The organism is Listeria innocua, from assembly GCF_028596125.1.
Lineage (GTDB): Bacteria > Bacillota > Bacilli > Lactobacillales > Listeriaceae > Listeria > Listeria innocua.
The window spans coordinates 1,439,069-1,457,510 of the sequence record NZ_CP117229.1 but is presented as its reverse complement, the minus strand read 5'-3'; the positions used below and the strand labels follow the sequence as shown (position 1 = coordinate 1,457,510).

15 protein-coding genes, 1 other RNA gene and 1 other annotated feature are annotated in these 18,442 nt (G+C 37.9%); of the genes, 11 read left to right on the top strand and 5 right to left on the bottom strand.

The genetic code is table 11. The features are described from left to right. The first annotated feature begins 49 nt into the window (after window positions 1-49). Both PQQ29_RS07815 and dtd read left to right on the top strand, forming a co-directional pair. Window positions 50-2,266 carry a RelA/SpoT family protein gene (locus PQQ29_RS07815; protein ID WP_003762388.1) on the top strand — a complete coding sequence of 739 codons (2,217 nt, stop codon included), beginning with the start codon at window positions 50-52 and terminating at the stop codon, window positions 2,264-2,266. Between the two features lie 15 nt (window positions 2,267-2,281). Further along, window positions 2,282-2,734, top strand: coding sequence for a D-aminoacyl-tRNA deacylase (gene dtd / locus PQQ29_RS07810; protein ID WP_003762386.1), 453 nt, complete (start codon window positions 2,282-2,284; stop codon window positions 2,732-2,734). A 48-nt stretch (window positions 2,735-2,782) separates the two neighbouring features. Here dtd and PQQ29_RS07805 read toward each other — a convergent pair whose 3' ends face one another. Beyond that, window positions 2,783-4,066 (bottom strand): N-acetylmuramoyl-L-alanine amidase family protein, encoded by a 1,284-nt coding sequence (locus PQQ29_RS07805; RefSeq protein WP_003771931.1) that lies wholly within the window; start codon window positions 4,064-4,066, stop codon window positions 2,783-2,785. Between the two features lie 159 nt (window positions 4,067-4,225). Continuing rightward, window positions 4,226-4,453, top strand: a binding site (T-box leader). Between the two features lie 54 nt (window positions 4,454-4,507). On the opposite strand from PQQ29_RS07805, the gene hisS reads away from it, so the two are divergent. Both hisS and aspS read left to right on the top strand, forming a co-directional pair. Then, a complete protein-coding gene (gene hisS, locus PQQ29_RS07800; RefSeq protein WP_010991591.1) occupies window positions 4,508-5,785 on the top strand; it encodes a histidine--tRNA ligase in 1,278 nt (425 codons plus the stop codon). A 1-nt stretch (window position 5,786) separates the two neighbouring features. Further along, on the top strand, window positions 5,787-7,562 hold the full coding sequence (gene aspS, locus PQQ29_RS07795; RefSeq protein WP_010991590.1) for an aspartate--tRNA ligase: 1,776 nt from the start codon (window positions 5,787-5,789) through the stop codon (window positions 7,560-7,562). A gap of 35 nt (window positions 7,563-7,597) precedes the next feature. Here the strand turns inward: aspS and PQQ29_RS07790 are convergent, their stop codons facing one another. The 4 genes from PQQ29_RS07790 to cymR all read right to left on the bottom strand — a co-directional run bounded on the left by PQQ29_RS07790 (window position 7,598) and on the right by cymR (window position 10,379). Continuing rightward, a complete protein-coding gene (locus PQQ29_RS07790) occupies window positions 7,598-7,978 on the bottom strand; it encodes a hypothetical protein (RefSeq protein WP_003762380.1) in 381 nt (126 codons plus the stop codon). 149 nt (window positions 7,979-8,127) lie between these two features. After that, a complete protein-coding gene (locus PQQ29_RS07785; protein ID WP_003766988.1) occupies window positions 8,128-8,493 on the bottom strand; it encodes a P-II family nitrogen regulator in 366 nt (121 codons plus the stop codon). Between the two features lie 13 nt (window positions 8,494-8,506). Beyond that, on the bottom strand, window positions 8,507-9,712 hold the full coding sequence (locus PQQ29_RS07780; protein WP_003771923.1) for an ammonium transporter: 1,206 nt from the start codon (window positions 9,710-9,712) through the stop codon (window positions 8,507-8,509). A gap of 244 nt (window positions 9,713-9,956) precedes the next feature. Further along, window positions 9,957-10,379 (bottom strand): cysteine metabolism transcriptional regulator CymR, encoded by a 423-nt coding sequence (gene cymR, locus PQQ29_RS07775; RefSeq protein WP_010991589.1) that lies wholly within the window; start codon window positions 10,377-10,379, stop codon window positions 9,957-9,959. Between the two features lie 149 nt (window positions 10,380-10,528). On the opposite strand from cymR, the gene PQQ29_RS07770 reads away from it, so the two are divergent. The 7 genes from PQQ29_RS07770 (at window position 10,529) to recD2 (ending at window position 18,437) form a co-directional block, all read left to right on the top strand. Continuing rightward, the gene (locus tag PQQ29_RS07770; protein ID WP_003771920.1) at window positions 10,529-11,812 is read left to right on the top strand and encodes a replication-associated recombination protein A; all 1,284 of its coding nucleotides are present in this window, start codon (window positions 10,529-10,531) and stop codon (window positions 11,810-11,812) included. A 70-nt stretch (window positions 11,813-11,882) separates the two neighbouring features. Beyond that, window positions 11,883-12,078, top strand: a non-coding RNA gene (gene ssrS / locus PQQ29_RS07765) — 6S RNA. Window positions 12,079-12,192: 114 nt separating this feature from the next. Further along, window positions 12,193-13,341: a cysteine desulfurase family protein gene (locus tag PQQ29_RS07760; protein ID WP_003762369.1), complete on the top strand. Its 1,149-nt coding sequence runs from the start codon at window positions 12,193-12,195 to the stop codon at window positions 13,339-13,341. Window positions 13,342-13,359: 18 nt separating this feature from the next. After that, window positions 13,360-14,475, top strand: coding sequence for a tRNA 2-thiouridine(34) synthase MnmA (gene mnmA / locus PQQ29_RS07755; protein WP_010991588.1), 1,116 nt, complete (start codon window positions 13,360-13,362; stop codon window positions 14,473-14,475). A gap of 117 nt (window positions 14,476-14,592) precedes the next feature. Then, window positions 14,593-15,333, top strand: a complete 741-nt coding sequence (locus tag PQQ29_RS07750) for an alpha/beta hydrolase (protein WP_003766975.1) — start codon at window positions 14,593-14,595, stop codon at window positions 15,331-15,333. Window positions 15,334-15,376: 43 nt separating this feature from the next. After that, window positions 15,377-16,015 (top strand): tetratricopeptide repeat protein, encoded by a 639-nt coding sequence (locus tag PQQ29_RS07745; RefSeq protein WP_010991587.1) that lies wholly within the window; start codon window positions 15,377-15,379, stop codon window positions 16,013-16,015. A gap of 25 nt (window positions 16,016-16,040) precedes the next feature. Further along, entirely contained in the window at window positions 16,041-18,437 is a 2,397-nt protein-coding gene (recD2, locus tag PQQ29_RS07740; protein WP_187984122.1) for an SF1B family DNA helicase RecD2, read from the top strand. Window positions 18,438-18,442: the final 5 nt, after the last annotated feature.

Sequence of the window (18,442 nt, the reverse complement as noted above, 5' to 3'; positions counted from 1 at the left end):
GGTGTTTTTAAGTTGGATATATGACAAAGAAATAAGAGGGTGAATGTAAATGGCGAAAGAACAAAATCTGACAGCTGAGCAAGTCATCGATATGGCTTCTCATTATATGAATCAGGAACATCTTGCGCTTGTAAAAAAAGCGTATGAATTTGCGCGCGATTCTCATAAAGAACAATTTCGTAAATCAGGTGAGCCGTATATTATTCATCCAATTCAAGTCGCTGGTATTTTAGTAGAACTGAAAATGGATCCATCGACTGTTGCTTCAGGGTTTCTACATGATGTCGTAGAAGATACACCCGTTACACTAGCTGATTTAGAAGAAGTTTTTGGCGAGGAAGTTGCCATGCTAGTGGATGGCGTTACAAAACTAGGTAAAATTAAATATAAATCGCATGAAGAGCAACAAGCTGAAAACCACCGGAAAATGTTTATTGCAATGGCGCAAGATATTCGTGTCATTTTAATAAAACTTGCCGATCGATTACACAATATGCGTACCTTAAAACATTTACCAGTCGAGAAGCAACGTAGAATTGCGAATGAAACCTTAGAAATATTCGCTCCACTAGCGCATCGTTTAGGGATTTCACGAGTTAAATGGGAATTAGAAGATACCGCGTTACGTTATTTAAATCCACAACAATATTACCGTATTGTCCATTTAATGAAGCAAAAAAGAGATGCTAGAGAGCGCTATTTGCATGATGTTATAGACGGGGTAAATGAAAACCTGGACGAATTAAATATTCAAGCTGATATTTCAGGAAGACCGAAACATATCTATTCTATTTACCGGAAAATGTCGGAGCAAAATAAGCAATTTAACGAAATTTATGATTTGCTTGCAGTCCGCATTGTTGTTAGTAGTATTAAAGATTGTTATGCTGTGCTTGGGATTATTCATACGCGCTGGAAACCGATGCCAGGTCGTTTTAAAGACTATATTGCAATGCCAAAATCTAATATGTATCAATCCATTCATACGACGGTTATTGGACCACAGGGCGAACCACTCGAAGTGCAAATCAGAACCCATGAAATGCACCAAATCGCTGAATATGGGGTCGCTGCTCACTGGGCTTATAAAGAAGGTAAAGTCGTTAATTCAAAAACTTCTTTTGATAACAAGCTTACTTGGTTCCGTGAAATTTTGGAATATCAAAATGAATCGGATAATGCGGAAGAGTTCATGGAAAGCTTAAAACTCGATTTATTTTCTGATGTTGTTTATGTCTTCACGCCAAAAGGAGATGTATACGAATTACCAAATGGCTCAGTTCCACTTGATTTTGCTTATCGTGTCCATACCGAAATTGGAAACAAAACAATCGGTGCAAAAATCAACGGAAAAATTGTCACACTAGATTATAAATTAAAAACAGGCGATATTATTGATATTTTAACATCCAAACATTCTTATGGACCAAGCCGTGACTGGTTAAAATTAGTTCAAACTTCACAAGCCCGCAACAAAATCAAGCAATTTTTCAAACGACAAGCAAAAGAAGAAAATGTTGAAAAAGGCCGCGATTTAGTTGAAAAAGAAATTAGACAGCTTGGATTTGAACCGAAAAAAATCATGGTGACTGAAAATCTTCGCAAGTTAGCTGATAAGTTGAACTTTTCTCATGAAGATGACCTTTTTGCAGCGGTTGGTTATAATGGCATTACTGCTTTACAGGTTGCTAATCGCTTAACAGAGAAACTGCGGAAAGAGCGGGAACTTGAAGCTGAAACGGAAAAACTATTAACACAAGCAGAAAATAAACCGTCTAATTCAGATGCTAATAACGAGAAGCTGAAGATTAAACATAATGCCGGTGTCGTAGTTCAAGGGGTAGGAAACTTATTAATTCGTCTTTCTAGATGCTGTAATCCAGTGCCTGGTGATGATATTGTTGGTTATATTACAAAAGGGCGCGGTATTTCCATTCACCGCCAAGACTGCCCGAACGTCCAAGCGATTGAACCAGAACGTTTAATAGAAGTAGACTGGGAAGATACAGATTCGCAAGCAAAAAATGATTATAATGTTGATATTGAAATTTATGGTTATAATCGTAACGGCTTGCTAAATGATATTCTTCAAGTTATTAATAGCTTGACGTCCAATATTAATGGAGTCAATGCCAAAGTAGACAATAATAAAATGGCAACCCTCGTTGTCACACTACAAATTCATAATATTAATCACTTACAGCGAGTTGTGGATAAGATAAAACAAATTCCAGATGTTTATACAGTTAGAAGATTAATGAATTAAAGGAGTGGAAAAGAAGTGCGTGTGCTACTACAAAGATGTTATGAAGCTTCCGTCCGTGTTGAAGGGGAAATTATTAGTGAAATTGCTGGAGGTCTATGTCTATTAGTTGGGTTTACTCATAGTGATACTGAAGAAACAGTAGAATACATGGCAAAAAAAATTATTGGGTTACGAGTTTTTGAAGATGAATCAGAGAAAATGAATATTTCTTTAGCCGAACGGGGAGGCGCGATTCTCAGCGTTTCACAATTCACCTTATATGCGGATGTTAGTAGAGGCAAACGCCCAAGCTTTACAAAATCTGCTCCAGGAGAAAAGGCGGAAGGATTGTACAATTTATTTAATAACAAACTTTCCGATGCAGGATTTATAGTTGAAACTGGTGTATTTGGTGCATTTATGGACGTGAAAATTGTCAATAATGGCCCAGTTACTATTATGCTCGACTCTGAAGAAATGCGAAAATAAAAAAGCAATCATTCTGGTGAAATTTCATCACTGGAATGATTGCTTTTTTTAGTTAGAAAAATAATTAGATAATCCATCAGTTACTGAATCAGCAATTTGGCTTCTATAAGATGCCGAATTAATGTTTCGTTCGTCTTTTGCAGAACTCAAGTAACCAAGTTCTAGAAGGACAGCTGGTTGAGAATTTTCTCTTACTACATAATAATCGCCAACTCTTGAGCCGCGGTTAGTAGTAGGGAGATCATTTCCAAGTGTAGTATTTATACTTTCAGCGAGCGATTTATCACTATTATCATAATAATAAGTAGTTTGTCCGCTAACACCTTTGCTACTATCTTCTAAGCTATCAAAATGAATACTAATAAAGACGTCTGCTTTATTTTCTGCCGCTACATTAGTCCGAGATTTTAAGGAAACATATTTATCACTATTTCTCGTTAAAATTACTTTAGCGCCTCTTGATTCTAATTTTTCTTTCAGTTTTTTAGCTGTTTTTAATGTCATTTCTTTTTCTATAGTACCATTAGCGCCTTTTGCTCCTGGATCATTGCCGCCATGACCGGGGTCAATAACAATGGTCGCTTCGGATAATTTAGTTGTTTTACTTCGTGGGCTGGAAGTTTGGCCTTTGTCGGACACATCAACTACCCAGTTAGCAACATAACCTTCTTCGCCGCTTGTGGTACGAATTTTATACCAGTCACCTTGAACTCCTTGAATGGCGAAACCTTGACCAGAATTGGCTTTTTCAATAACAGCGCCATCTCGTCCTGGTTTATTTCTTATGTTTGTGGAGTCATCGCGAATCGTTACTGTTTGAAGTTCGCTTTCATCTACTTTTGTTACGGATTCACGTATAGTTAAGTACTGAGAACTAACCCATGCGCTTTTACCGTTATACTGAATTTGCGCCCAACCATTTTGTTGGCTTGTAACGGTTACTTGATCACCGTTATTTAGTAATCCAAGTGATGTGCTTGAAGTACTAGGTTTTTCACGTACATTGAGTCCACCATCAGAAGAGACAATAGCAATACTGTTACTTGCTGCGCTGACATCTGTATTTTCTACTAACCAGCTAGCAACCCAGCCGCTATTTCCGTTATCTAATTGAACTTTGTACCATTGATTTTCTTCACCAACTACCCGGAGTACTTCATTTTTTCTGGCTTGGCTTGTTACATCATAGGCTAAACCAGGACCGCTGCGGACATTTAAGACTTCTGCTTTGACGACAACGGAATTCGCGTTCGCCATTGCTATGGTTGTAAAAATACCTGCTGCAATCAATAAAATGGAGACAACGGTGATAAAAATGAATTTGTTCTTCATTTAAAGCTAACACCACCCATATACTCATAAACTTTTATCTGACAGTAAAATGTTACCATAAAATGCGCTTTCATGGAACTAGAAAGTGGATTTTTATAAAAAAACTGACAAAATGTTGACTTTTCAGTGTGTTTTTAGTAATCTTAGAATAATTCATATTTAAAACTAGCGACAGAGAAAAGTAAGAAAATCCATGCTATACAGAGAATTTATCCCATTTGGCTGAAAGGATAAAGATAGTCATATTTTCCGAAAAGACACTCTCGAGGTTTCTTGTTGAAAACAGTAAACAAGAACGTATTCAGGCGTTAACTGACTTAAGTGAGGACTTATTAATAGTTCTAATTAGGGTGGTACCACGGGTGTAAATAAACTCTCGTCCCTTGTTTTTATAACAAGTGACGGGGGTTTTTCTTTATATTTTTAAGGAGGGGTATGGTGATGGATTTGCAATTACCAAGAGGGACACGAGATATTTTGCCAGAAGAAGTTAGTAAATGGCATTTTTTAGAATCAGCGTTTAATAAAGTTTGCGAAAACTATCAATACGAAGAAATTAGGACACCTATTTTTGAACACACTGAGTTATTTGAACGAGGCGTGGGCGATTCAACAGACATCGTATCTAAAGAAATGTATACTTTTCTAGATAAAGGTGGCAGAAGTCTTACATTAAGACCAGAGGGAACTGCTTCGGTCGTGCGCGCTTTTGTCGAACATAAATTATACGGCGAAGTTAGCCAACCTATTAAAATGTACTACAATGAGCCAATGTTCCGCTATGAACGTCCACAAGGCGGAAGACAACGCCAATTTACTCAAATGGGAATCGAAGCACTTGGTAGTGATGATCCTTCCATTGATGTAGAAGTTATCTCGCTTGCAATGGAGTTCTTCAGAAAAATTGGTTTAACTAATATTAAACTAGTCATTAACAGTCTTGGTGATAAAGAAAGTCGTTTAAAACACCGAGAAGCACTAGTTGCACATTTTGAACCACATATTGATGAATTTTGTGCAGAATGTCAGGTGCGTCTACACAAAAATCCACTGCGCATTTTAGATTGTAAAAAAGATCATGATAATCCGCTTATTCAATCAGCACCATCTATTTTGGATTTCTTAAATGAAGAATCAGTTGCTTATTTTGAAAATGTTAAAAAATACCTAACTGCATTAGAAATTCCATTTGAAATTGATCCAACAATGGTTCGTGGTTTAGATTATTATAATCATACAACGTTTGAAATTATGAGTGTAGAAGAAGGCTTTGGAGCGAAAACAACACTTTGCGGTGGCGGTAGATATCACGGTTTAGTAAAAGAATTCGGTGGACCTGATACACCAGGGATTGGTTTTGGAATTGGCGTAGAACGAATTTTACTTGCCTTAGAAAAAGCCGAAATCAATATTCCAGAAACAAAACCGTTAGAAGTATATGTAATTACTGCACAGCCAGAAGCTGAATTAAAAGCAGTGACACTTGTAAATAAATTAAGACAAAATGGAATTAGCGCAGAAAAAGATTATTTAAAACGAAAATTAAAAGCACAATTAAAAGATGCTAATAGAAAAAAAGCAATATATACCGTAATTCTAGGTGAAGAAGAGTTACAAACAGGTAATTATCAATTAAAAAATATGGAAACAGGCGAACAAGAAGCTGTTTCGGAAACAACTATTATCGAAAAACTAACAAACACCAAGGAGGAGAAATAAAATGGAAAAACGTACAAGTTACTGCGGTGAATTAAACGAAACACATATTGGTCAAAGTGTTATCCTTCATGGTTGGGTGCAAAAGCGTCGCGACTTAGGTGGACTTATTTTCATTGATTTGCGCGACCGTGAAGGAATTGTCCAAGTGGTTTTCAATCCTGAATTTTCAAAAGAAGCATTGGAAATTGCAGATAGCGTTAGAAATGAATTTGTTGTTACTATCAAAGGAAAAGTTCATGCTCGCGGGGAAAAAGCAATTAACGATAAGTTAGCAACAGGTAAAGTAGAAGTTTTAGCAGAAGAAATTACTATTTTAAATACTTCTAAAACACCGCCATTTTACATTGAAGACGGCGTAAATGTTTCTGATGAACTTCGCTTAAAATATCGCTACTTAGACTTACGTCGCCCGGAAATGAACAATATTTTCAAAATGCGCCATACAGTAACAAGAACTTTCCGAAACAAACTAGATGCACTTGGTTTCTTTGATATTGAAACACCTTACTTAACAAAAAGTACACCAGAAGGAGCGCGTGATTATCTAGTACCAAGCCGGGTCTATCCAGGTAATTTCTATGCGCTGCCGCAATCTCCGCAAATTTTGAAACAGTTATTAATGACTGCCGGTTTTGATAAATATTATCAAATCGTACGTTGTTTCCGTGATGAAGATTTGCGCGGTGACCGTCAACCGGAATTTACGCAAATCGATTTAGAAACAAGCTTTTTAACAAAAGAAGAGATTCAAGCGATTACAGAAGACATGTTGGTGGATGTTGTTAAAGAAGCGAAAAACATTACTATCGAAAAACCATTCCCACGCATGACTTATAAAGAAGCAATGGACCGTTTTGGTAGCGATAAACCAGATATTCGTTTCGGTTTAGAATTACAAAACGTTTCAGAAGTTGTAAAAGATGTTGATTTTAAAGTATTCCAATCAGCTATTGAAAACGGCGGCGAAGTAAAAGCGATTAATGCAAAAGCTGCTGCAACTAATTTCTCTCGTAAAGATTTAGATGCACTAGGCGTTTTTGTTGCTAATTACGGGGCTAAAGGGCTAGCTTGGCTGAAAATAGAAGCTGGTGAATTAAAAGGACCAATTGCTAAATTCTTCCCGGAAGATAAAGCAGCAGAATTACAAGCAGCACTCCAAGCTGAAGATGGTGACTTATTGCTATTTGCAGCTGATAAAGCGGATATTGTTGCAGCATCGCTTGGAGCGCTTCGTAACAAGCTAGGAAAAGACTTAGATTTAATTAATGAAGATGAACTTGCTTTCCTATGGGTAACAGATTGGCCGCTCTTTGAGTATGATGAAGAAGCAGGGCGTTATGTATCTGCACATCATCCATTCACTTTACCAAAAGAAGAAGATATTCCATTTCTTGAAACAGATTCTTCCAAAGTAATGGCAGAAGCATATGATATAGTTTTAAATGGTTATGAAATTGGCGGTGGTTCGCTTCGTATTTACAAAAAAGAAGTACAAGAATCGATGTTCCGCGCGCTTGGTTTCACAGACGAGTCAGCGAAAGAGCAATTTGGTTTCCTAATGGAGGCTTTAGAATATGGAACACCGCCACACGGAGGAATTGCACTTGGTTTAGACCGTATTGTAATGATTCTGGCTGGAAGAAATAACTTGCGCGACACTATCGCATTCCCTAAAACAGGAAGTGCAGTAGATCCACTAACAAATGCACCAGGTGAAGTTAGTGCAGCACAATTAGCAGAATTAAAACTAGAAACAGTGAAAAAAGAAACTAACTAAAAAAAGAAGCTGAGCGACCGCGCTCAGCTTCTTTTTTAAAAATCATCACTTAATTCTTGAATATTTTCGACGTGCACTTTATTAACTAATAATCCTTGATTGGAATCATTGGACCAAAATGGTCCGTCAAGTTCCTTCGCTTCACTGGAGCTGATTTTATTTTTATTATAAAAAGTGGCTTCCACATTGTAGCGATTCCCTTTTTCTACTGTATCCCAACTCTCCTTAGAAAGCGGTAAAGTAATTGATTTGTTTCCAGCACCATCAATTTTGCCGGTGACGGTATTATTTTTATCTTTTTGATCCACCACAAAGTTAAATGTAACATCTACTTTTGACGAAGCATGTTGATAAAGGTAATAACCGCCAAAAAGTAGTATGGCTGCTAGAAGGGTGAAAATGGGGATTTTACGCATAGGGAATTTCGCGCCTCCTTATCTGTTCTAAACGTTCTTCCTTTTCCATTATAAGTGTAAAAGCTAAGAAGCGGAAGGGGTAAACGCCATTTCTCATTGATTTTTTAGAATAGAGGCCCCATTTTTAATTAATTCACCATTTTAACTATTCATTTTGCTGGTTTATCTTGTAAAGCATCGATGCCGGTTTCACCTGTGCTGATTTTAACGACCTCGGCAAGGGGATAAATAAATACTTTTCCATCACCAGGTTCGCCAGTTCGAAGAGTTTCTTTAACGACGCGAAGGACATCTTCAACCGGAACAGTAGAAACAACAATTTCAATTTTCATTCGTTCGTGAACATTACTTTCTTTTTTAGTACCGCGGTATAATTCAATAAATCCTTTTTCTAAGCCAGTCCCAAGTGCTTTTGTAACAGTTAGTCCACTTACGCCAATTTTTGCAAGTTCTTTTTGAAATAAATGGAAGCGGTTTGGACGTGTAATAATTTCGATTTTAGTTAATCCTGACATATTGTAAGCCCCCTTATTCTTGATATGCTTTTTCGCCGTGTAGCGTCAAATCAAGTCCTTTGTATTCTTGTTCTTCGTTTACGCGAATTGGTAAAAATAGTTTGATTACTACGACAATTAGAGCTGTGACTACTGCAACATATGCGACAGTAGAGCCAATTGCGATTAATTGTTTTACAACTAAGGAAGCATTACCGTAAAAGAGACCATCTGCTCCAGCTTCATTTACCTTCGTTGTGGCAAAAAGTCCAGTAGCGATGCCGCCCCAAATTCCGCCAATTCCGTGTAAGCCAAACGCGTCAAGCGCATCATCATATTTCACTTTTCCTTTCAACCAGAATACTGCCCAGAAGCAAAGTGCTCCGCCAAGAAAGCCGATAATCAAAGAGCTAGGTACTGTAACGAAACCGGCAGCAGGTGTAATGGACACTAAACCAGCGATAGCGCCAGAAATTGTTCCAAGCATAGTCGGTTTTTTATTGATTAACCATTCAACCAATCCCCAGCCAATAATTCCAGCTGCAGCCGCTGTATTCGTATTAACAAATGCAGTCATCGCTACATTATCAATCGTGAGGGCGCTACCGACATTAAACCCATACCAACCAAACCAGACTAGAATCCCACCAATAAGAGCAAGCGGGAGGTTATGAGGTGAAGCAGAATCAGCTTCTTTTCTGCGGCCAATCATTATAGCTAAGACAAGACCCGTTACACCTGAACTGATATGAACAACATTTCCACCAGCGAAATCAAGTGCTCCTAGCTCGCGTAACCAACCACCGTCGCCCCAAACCCAGTGTGCAACAGGGGAATATACTAGTAACGACCATAAAATAATAAAAATCAAGTAAGCAGAGAAGTTCATCCGTTCAGCAAATGCCCCAGAAATGATAGCTACTGTTAAAATAGCGAAAGTCATTTGGAACATCATAAACAGAATGTGTGGAATTGCATCTGAGTAAGTGTCATTTGCCGCAAAACCGACATTATGAAGGAAAGTCCAGTCGAAACTGCCGATAAAGCCATTTCCAGGTGCAAAAGCTAACGAGTAGCCAACAATCACCCAAAGAATAGAAATAATTGCCATAGAGCTAAAACTATACATTGCTGTACTTAACACGTTTTTGCGGCGAACCATACCACCATAAAATAATGCAATCCCTGGTGTCATCAACCAAACCAATAAAGTACAAAAGAACATAAATACTGATTCCATACTCAACTCTCCTTTTTGTTAGATAAACTAACATGTAATATTTTATTTATGCGTTTATAATACACTATATTCAAATAAAGGCAAGAATATTTTATCAATTCAATCAATTTGGTTAGGTTATCTAACATACAGCGTTTTCAATTGGGTGCTTTTTAGATTTATTTCAGAATAATCAGACAAATGAATAGGTTAGTTTCCGTAAAAATGGTAGATAAAAAGCCTATTTTTTAATAGGCTTTTTCCATTAAATATAAAACATGTAACCATCTGTTAGTTCAGAATCAGTAGAATGTTTTAGTAAGTCAGAGAGGGTGGTTTGATCTAACACGTCGCGGACAGCATTGCGCATTCGAGTCCAAAGTTCTCTCTGGGCAGCTTCTTCATCTTCCATACTTTCAACGAGTACAATAGGACCTTCCAGTGTGCGGATAATGTCCCCGGCAGTGATTTTTTCAGGGTCGCCGTTTAATACATATCCACCGTGTGCACCGCGGATGCTTTTGACAATTCCTGCATTACGAAGCGGTCCGATTAATTGTTCTAAGTAATGCTCGGATAAATTTTTATCTTGCGCAATACTGCGAAGAGAGATAGGCCCATCACCAATTCTTTTCGCAAGTTCAAGTGTTATTGTTAAGCCATAACGGCCTTTTGTTGTAATTTTCATTTTTATATAACCTCCAGTAATTTCAAAAAACACTCATATCGCATCTATTATATCGGAATTACTGTCAGAAGGCAATGGAAACAAGCAAGTGAACGTACAGGTGTTCTTATGGTATAATAGAAAACAAGCAAATGAGAAGGAGCGGTTATATGGCAATTCAACCTTTAGCTTACCGAATGCGTCCAAAAGCACTTGATGAAATTGTAGGACAAACGCATTTAGTCGGTAAAGATAAAATTATTTATCGGATGGTCAAAGCGAAACAATTATCTTCTATGATATTATACGGGCCTCCTGGAATTGGAAAAACTTCGATTGCTAGCGCGATTGCTGGTAGTACTAAATATGCTTTCCGGACATTAAACGCAGTAACAAATAACAAAAAAGATATGGAAGTAGTAGCAGCCGAGGCGAAAATGAGTGGCACAGTTATTCTTCTATTGGATGAAGTACATCGTTTAGATAAAGCAAAGCAGGATTTTTTACTTCCTTTACTTGAAAGTGGTGCGATTATTTTAATTGGTGCAACGACGAGTAACCCTTATATCGCGATCAATCCTGCGATTCGAAGTAGAACGCAAATTTTTGAATTAAAACCTTTAACGGTAGAAGATATTATGATAACAATGGACCGAGCTCTTCTTGATAAAGAACGTGGACTTGGCAATTATGAAGTGGAAATAGATGAATTTGCGAAAAAACATTTTGCCACGGCGAGTAATGGTGATGTACGTAGTGCTCTTAATGCACTGGAGCTTGCTGTTATTTCTTCTGAACCAAATGAGGACGGGATTATTCATATTACTCTTGATGTGGCGGAAGAGTGTTTGCAAAAGAAAAGTCTTGCACATGATAAAGACGGCGATGCTCATTACGATGTTTTAAGTGCTTTTCAAAAATCAGTTCGTGGTAGCGACGTTAATGCAGCACTCCATTATATGGGGCGTTTAATTGAAGCAGGGGATTTAGTGAGTATTAGTAGGAGAATGCTTGTTATGGCTTATGAGGATATTGGTCTCGCAAATCCACAAGCCGGTGCACACACACTTGCTGCGATTCAAACTGCAGAAAAAGTAGGTTTTCCTGAGGCGAGAATTCCACTTGCAAATGCTGTTATTGAACTTTGTCTTTCACCGAAATCAAATTCTGCTATTATGGCAATTGACGCGGCATTAGCTGATATTCGCCAGGGAAATAGTGGCGAAGTGCCCGATCATTTACGTGATGGTCATTATTCAGGTGCCAAAAAACTTGGTCGAGCAATGGATTACAAGTATCCGCATAATTACGATAATGCATGGGTGGATCAACAATATTTACCTGATCGACTCAAAAATAAATTATATTATGACCCGAAATTCACTTCAAAATTCGAACAAACAATCGCTGGTGTGTACCAAAAAATTAATGAAAATAAAGCGAAAAAAGAATAAAAAATTACCAAACTGAAAAGTCGCTAACATTGAAATTTCGTCTTTCATATGGTATTCTAAGTTAAGAAAAGAAACCCTAATGTATTCGATATAGTTCCTGATATTTTTGAACCGAACAATTTTTTATACCTAGGGAGCTTGGAGTTCCGGCGCGGCGCACATGCCTTCACACGAGGAAGTGCAAACCGTTAGACAGAGCACCCACCTGCTTTAATTGAGAGCGGGTTCAAAGGAAGGGAATCCTAAACGGTACGATTGGGGTTTCTTTTTTGCGTGTAAATAGGAGTTATTCCTCTTTACTTTACAGGAGTATTGCTGTTACAATAAGAAACGATTAACGACGAACAGGAATTCGTCACCAAAAAAGGACGCGATAAAAAATGGAAAACAGAATTTACTTAGACCATGCTGCGACAAGTCCGATTCATCCAGAAGTTATCCAAACAATGCTTGGCGCAATTACTAATACGTACGGCAATCCATCCAGTATCCATTATGCTGGGCGAGAGGCAAGAAAAGCGCTTGATGAAGCACGTCATACTATTGCCCAAAGTATTCAAGCTGAAGAAAAAGAAATTGTTTTCACTAGCGGTGGTACAGAAGGAGATAACTTGGCTCTTATTGGAACAGCTTTAGCACATAAAGAGAATGGAAAACATATTATCACCTCACAGATTGAGCATCATGCTGTTTTAAAAACATGTGAATATCTTGAAACGCAAGGTTTTGAAGTCACTTATTTACCAGTAGATGAGCATGGGATAGTGTCTAGTGAGAGCGTGCAAAAAGCTTTACGCCCTGATACAATTCTTGTTTCTATTATGTATGGTAATAATGAAATTGGTACTATCCAGCCGATTGCAGAAATTGGCGCTGTACTTCTTGACCATCAAGCCGTTTTCCACACAGATGCAGTACAAGCTTACGGGCTATTAAATATAAATGTAATAGAACTTGGAGTAGATTTATTAACTACTTCTTCTCATAAAATAAATGGACCACGTGGCGTAGGCTTTTTATACGTCAAAAATGGCACACGTCTTGCTTATCAAATGCACGGCGGGGAACAAGAACGAAAACGTCGCGCTGGGACTGAAAACTTAGCAGGAATCTGTGGTTTTAGTGCAGCTTCTACCATTATGACAAATGAACGTGAACTTAAAAATGAGGAGTATGTTTCCTTTAAAAAGCGCATGGCGGAAATTTGGCGTGCAGCGGGCTTAGATTTTGAAGTGAACGGTTTAGAAGCGAATACATTACCACATGTTTTTAGCGTGCGTTTCCCAGGAGTCTCCATTGAGCAATTACTAATGAATTTAGATATGGAAGGCATTGCTGTTTCTAGTGGTTCAGCATGTACAGCGGGAACTGTTGATCCTTCTCATGTTTTAGTAGCTCTTTTTGGAGAAAATCACCCGGCAATCCAAGAAACAGTTCGGATTAGTTTTGGGCTGGGGAACCATTTGGAAGAAATAGAAGCGGCGGCTACGAAAGTTAGTGAAGTCGTGGCGCGTTTAATGAAAAATTAAGAAGGTGAGGAGCTAGCTTTGAGTACAAATAATAGTGACATTCGTGTAGTTGTCGGCATGTCAGGCGGAGTAGATTCATCAGTCACTGCTCATATATTAAAAGAACAAGGTTATGATGTCATTGGTATTTTCATGAAAAATTGGGACGATACTGATGAATTTGGTGTTTGTACAGCGACGGAAGACTATGATGATGTCATTCGAGTAGCGAACCAAATTGGAATCCCGTATTATGCAGTGAATTTCGAAAAAGAATATTGGGATAAAGTATTTACCTATTTCTTAGATGAATATAAACTGGGCCGTACGCCAAACCCAGATGTTATGTGTAATAAAGAAATTAAATTTAAGGCGTTTTTGGAACATGCAGAAAGCCTTGGTGCAGACTATGTGGCTACAGGTCACTATGCACAAGTAAAAAAAGTAGGCGACGAAATCGAATTACTTCGTGGAGTCGATAATAATAAAGACCAAACCTATTTTTTAAATCAACTTTCCCAAGATCAATTGAAAAAAGTAATGTTTCCGCTAGGTGGTATGGAAAAAACAGAAGTTCGTGAAATTGCGACAAAAGCTGGACTTGCTACTGCCAACAAAAAAGATAGCACAGGGATTTGTTTTATTGGTGAAAGAAACTTTAAGCAATTTTTAAGTGAATATCTTCCGGCGCAACCTGGTGATATGAGAACCTTGAACGGCGAAGTGCTTGGTAAACATGATGGCCTAATGTATTACACAATTGGTCAACGCCACGGTCTAGGGATTGGTGGAGACGGTGAACCTTGGTTTGTTGTTGGTAAAGATTTAAAAAATAATGTTTTATTTGTAGAACAAGGTTTCCATCATGATTCCTTGTACTCAGATTCATTAATTGCAACAGATATTTCCTTTACTACCAATTCAGAAAAACCAAAAACTTTTGTTTGCACAGCAAAATTTCGTTACCGTCAAACAGATACAAAAGTAACTGTAAACATGCGTGAAGATGGCACAGCAGAAGTAGTTTTTGCGGATCCAGTGCGTGCAATTACTCCTGGTCAAGCAGTTGTTTTCTATGATGGCGACATTTGCTTAGGCGGGGGAACTATTGATACCGTTTGGAAAAAAGGCGCAAAGTTAAACTATGTTGGTTAAAATTAGAACCGGAGAATCTTGTTTTCTACGAGACTCCGGTTTTTTCCTGTTTAAATGAGTTATTTTAAGGCGATTTTATGGTAAAATATTAAACGATACAAGGAAAAGAGGTCCTTTATGAAAAAGTTAGCGATTTTCGGGAGTGTAATAGTTTTATTTTGTCTTCTAATTTGGGGATATTTTTATTTTAATTCTGAGCCATCAAATGTAGCTGAAGAAGCTGCAAACTCAACAAAAACGGTTGATGTGCTTGAGGAAAATGATATACTTGTTTTTACTCCGCGAAAGTCGGATGCAGGAATTAGTGTTATTTTGTATCCAGGAGCCTTTGTGGACGCACTGAGCTATGCGCCACTTGCGAACAAACTAGCTTCGAGTGGTTATAAAACATACATTGCTGAAATGCCTCTTAATTTAGCTGTATTTGGTAAAAATCGTGCGGCTGATATTATTGATGAAGCACCTGATGAAAAGTTTGTGATTGGCGGTCATTCGCTTGGAGGCGTTATGTCTTCCCGATTTGCACATGAAAACGAGAGTGAAATCGAAGGCGTATTTTTCTTAGCGAGTTATCCTGATAAAAAAGGTTCGCTGAAAAATGCCTCTTTCCCAGCGCTTTCCATAACTGGGACAAAAGATGATGTTTTAAATAAAGATGCTTATGATAAAAATAAAAAATACTTGCCTAAAGATACTACATTTGTATCTATTGAGGGTGGAAATCATGCGCAATTCGGGTCATACGGAGCCCAGCATGGCGACGGGAAAGCTACTATTAGTGAGGCGGAACAAACTGATCAAGTTTCAAACGCTCTGATAGCATGGTTAAATACGTCTGTAAAAAACCAAGAAAGATAGAGGAGAATTTAAAATGGATAAAAATCAATTAGGAATCAAACAAATGCAAGAAGGAAACTTAGAAGAAGCAGTTAAACTATTTACGGAAGTAATTGAAGAACATCCTAGTGATCCAGTTGGTTATATTAATTTTGGTAATGTTTTACTATCAATGGATGATTTTGAACGCGCAGAATTATTTTTCAAAAGAGCGCTTGAACTAGATGACACGGTTCCGGCGGCTTATTATAGCTTAGGTAATTTATATTACGAATTAGAACGTTATCAAGAAGCTGCGGATAGCTTTCAAAATGCAACAAAACAAGGAATGGAAAATGGCGATTTATTTTTCATGTTAGGAATGAGTTTTGTTCAAATGGAAGAGTTAACGCTAGCTATGCCTTATTTACTTAGAAGTGTCGAATTAAATCCAGAAGATAGTGAAGCGTTATTTCAATATGGTATCGTTCTTGCTCGCAGCGGATTTTACGAAGATGCGATTAATATGCTTGAAAGAGTACTTCTTATTAAACAAGAAGATCCAGATGCACTTTATAATATCGGAGCTGCTTATCTGGCATGGCAAGGCGACATTGTACTTGCAAAAAATTACTTTGAACGCGCGCTTGCAACTGGAATACCGCATGAACTTGCTGAGAATGCTTTAAATGCTATTCAAGATTTAGAAAACGAAGCGGAATAAAAATATAGAAAGGAGACGGCTAAAGATGGCTGAACAAGAATCTCTCGCCTTATTTAATGATACCCCAGAAGAACTTTTCATGAAGGGGACGATGTTGTCTACCATTTTTTATAATGCCGAAAACCTCTTTTCTGTGGTAAGAATTCTAGTAAAAGAGACGAATGCGATTTGGGATGAAAAGGATATTATTGTAACTGGTTTTTTCCCAGCACTTCATGAACAAGAAGTGTATACTTTTTACGGAAAAATGCAGGAACATGCTAAATTTGGTCAGCAATTTAAAGCGGACCGGTTTCGAAAAGAAATGCCTCAATCTCGCGCTGGCTTGATTAACTATCTTTCAGGGGAACTTTTCAAAGGGATTGGTAAAGTAACAGCGGAAAACATTGTCGATACAATTGGTGATGACGCGATTACGAAAATACTATCTGACCCAAGTTTACTAAATACTGTTCCTAAACTGCCTTCTGGAACAGCGGAAAGTTTGCTTGCTTCCCTTAGAGAAAATCAAGGTTTAGAGCATGTGATGGTTGGTTTAAATGAATATGGCTTTGGCCCGCAATTATCCATGAAAATTTTTCAGGTATATAAACAAAATGCGATCGAAGTGCTAGAAAATAATCCTTATAAATTAATTGAAGATGTTAAAGGAATTGGTTTCCAGCGTGCTGATGAGCTTGGACGTAAGCTTGGACTTGGCGGAAACCATCCAGAACGACTTAGAGCAGGAATTTTATTTATGCTAGATTCCGTTTGTATGCAGCAAGGTCATGTCTATATGGAACAAGAGGTTTTGCTCGGGGAAGTAACTTATCTGCTAGAAGAAAGTGAAGGCATTAGGATTGATCAGGCAATTTTACTGCAACAAATAGAAAAACTTGCAGAAGAACAAAAAATAATTACCGAAAACACGCGCGTCTATATGCCGTCACTTTATTATTCAGAAAGCGGTTTTGCTTACCATGTAAAACGAATGTTAAAGCAAACAGAGTATCAAGAACAATTTCCGCAATCGGAGTTTTTATTAGCGCTTGGGGAACTTGAAGAGCGCATTGGCGTGCATTACGGGGAATCTCAACGTGCGGCATTAGAACAAGCTTTAATGTCACCGATGCTTGTTCTTACTGGAGGACCAGGAACAGGGAAAACGACTGTTATTAAAGGAATTGTAGAATTATATGCCGAGTTAAATGGTGTTAGTCTTGATCCACATGCCTATAAAGATGGTGCGACTTTTCCAGTGTTACTCGCAGCTCCAACAGGTCGTGCGGCTAAACGAATGTCTGAATCCACTGGCCTTCCAGCAATGACGATTCACCGGTTACTTGGAATGAATGGCCAAGAACAGATGGATGACGATGCAGAACGATTAATTGATGGACGTTTGTTAATTGTGGATGAAATGTCAATGGTGGATATTTGGCTTGCGAATCAATTATTCCGCGCTTTACCTGCTCATATGCAAGTAGTGCTCGTTGGCGACCAAGACCAGCTTCCATCTGTTGGACCTGGTCAAGTATTAAAAGATATTCTTCAATCAGAACAATTTCCGACGGTTGCACTTTCAGATATTTATCGGCAAAAAGATGGTTCTTCCATCATTGAAATGGCTCATTATATCAAAGAAGGAATGCTGCCAGCTGATTTTGCGAAAAATAGTGCCGATCGGTCATTTTTCCACTGTACTGTAAATCAAATTGGTGACGTTGTGGAACAAGTCGTGAAAAATGCTAAAAATAAAGGTTTTCGTGCAAAGGATATTCAAGTGTTGGCTCCAATGTATCGCGGTCCAGCTGGAATTGATATATTAAATAAAAAACTACAAGAAATCTTTAATCCAAACGATACTGGTCGACGAAAAGAAGTACAATTTGGCGAAATCAAATACCGGGTTCACGACAAAGTGTTGCAACTAATCAACCAACCAGAAAAAAATGTTTTTAACGGTGACATTGGCGAAATCGTATCCATTATTTATGCCAAAGAAAATACGGAAAAACAAGATTTAATTGTCGTTCAATTTGACCAGACAGAGGTGTCTTATTATCGACAAGAATTTAATCAATTGACCCATGCGTATTGTTGTTCGATTCATAAAGCGCAGGGTAGTGAATTTCCGATTGTTATAATGCCAATTGTGCGTAGTTATTACCGGATGTTACGTAGAGATTTGTTATATACTGGCGTTACAAGAAGTAAACAATTCCTAATTCTTTGCGGAGAAGAAGAAGCTTTCCGAATGGGTGTAGAACGTGTAGATGAAAATAAGCGGAATACAACGCTATCGGAACGTTTAATGAGTGAAGATGTGATGCTCGAACAAATGACAAATAAACGAATATTAACTGCCGAAAACATTACGGAGATTGATCCGATGATTGGGATGGAAGGAATTACTCCAGAACAATTTATGGCAGGATGAAAAAC

Bases quoted from the DNA above. Each gene is read 5' to 3' on its own strand.
- hisS (WP_010991591.1), top strand. From the start codon at position 4,508: ATGGATTTGCAATTACCAAGAGGGACACGAGATATTTTGCCAGAAGAA.
- PQQ29_RS07785 (WP_003766988.1), bottom strand. From the start codon at position 8,493: ATGTCAGGATTAACTAAAATCGAAATTATTACACGTCCAAACCGCTTC.
- PQQ29_RS07750 (WP_003766975.1), top strand. From the start codon at position 14,593: ATGAAAAAGTTAGCGATTTTCGGGAGTGTAATAGTTTTATTTTGTCTT.
- PQQ29_RS07815 (WP_003762388.1), top strand. From the start codon at position 50: ATGGCGAAAGAACAAAATCTGACAGCTGAGCAAGTCATCGATATGGCT.
- PQQ29_RS07780 (WP_003771923.1), bottom strand. From the start codon at position 9,712: ATGGAATCAGTATTTATGTTCTTTTGTACTTTATTGGTTTGGTTGATG.
- recD2 (WP_187984122.1), top strand. From the start codon at position 16,041: ATGGCTGAACAAGAATCTCTCGCCTTATTTAATGATACCCCAGAAGAA.
- aspS (WP_010991590.1), top strand. From the start codon at position 5,787: ATGGAAAAACGTACAAGTTACTGCGGTGAATTAAACGAAACACATATT.
- PQQ29_RS07770 (WP_003771920.1), top strand. From the start codon at position 10,529: ATGGCAATTCAACCTTTAGCTTACCGAATGCGTCCAAAAGCACTTGAT.
- PQQ29_RS07805 (WP_003771931.1), bottom strand. From the start codon at position 4,066: ATGAAGAACAAATTCATTTTTATCACCGTTGTCTCCATTTTATTGATT.
- PQQ29_RS07760 (WP_003762369.1), top strand. From the start codon at position 12,193: ATGGAAAACAGAATTTACTTAGACCATGCTGCGACAAGTCCGATTCAT.
- PQQ29_RS07745 (WP_010991587.1), top strand. From the start codon at position 15,377: ATGCAAGAAGGAAACTTAGAAGAAGCAGTTAAACTATTTACGGAAGTA.
- PQQ29_RS07790 (WP_003762380.1), bottom strand. From the start codon at position 7,978: ATGCGTAAAATCCCCATTTTCACCCTTCTAGCAGCCATACTACTTTTT.
- cymR (WP_010991589.1), bottom strand. From the start codon at position 10,379: ATGAAAATTACAACAAAAGGCCGTTATGGCTTAACAATAACACTTGAA.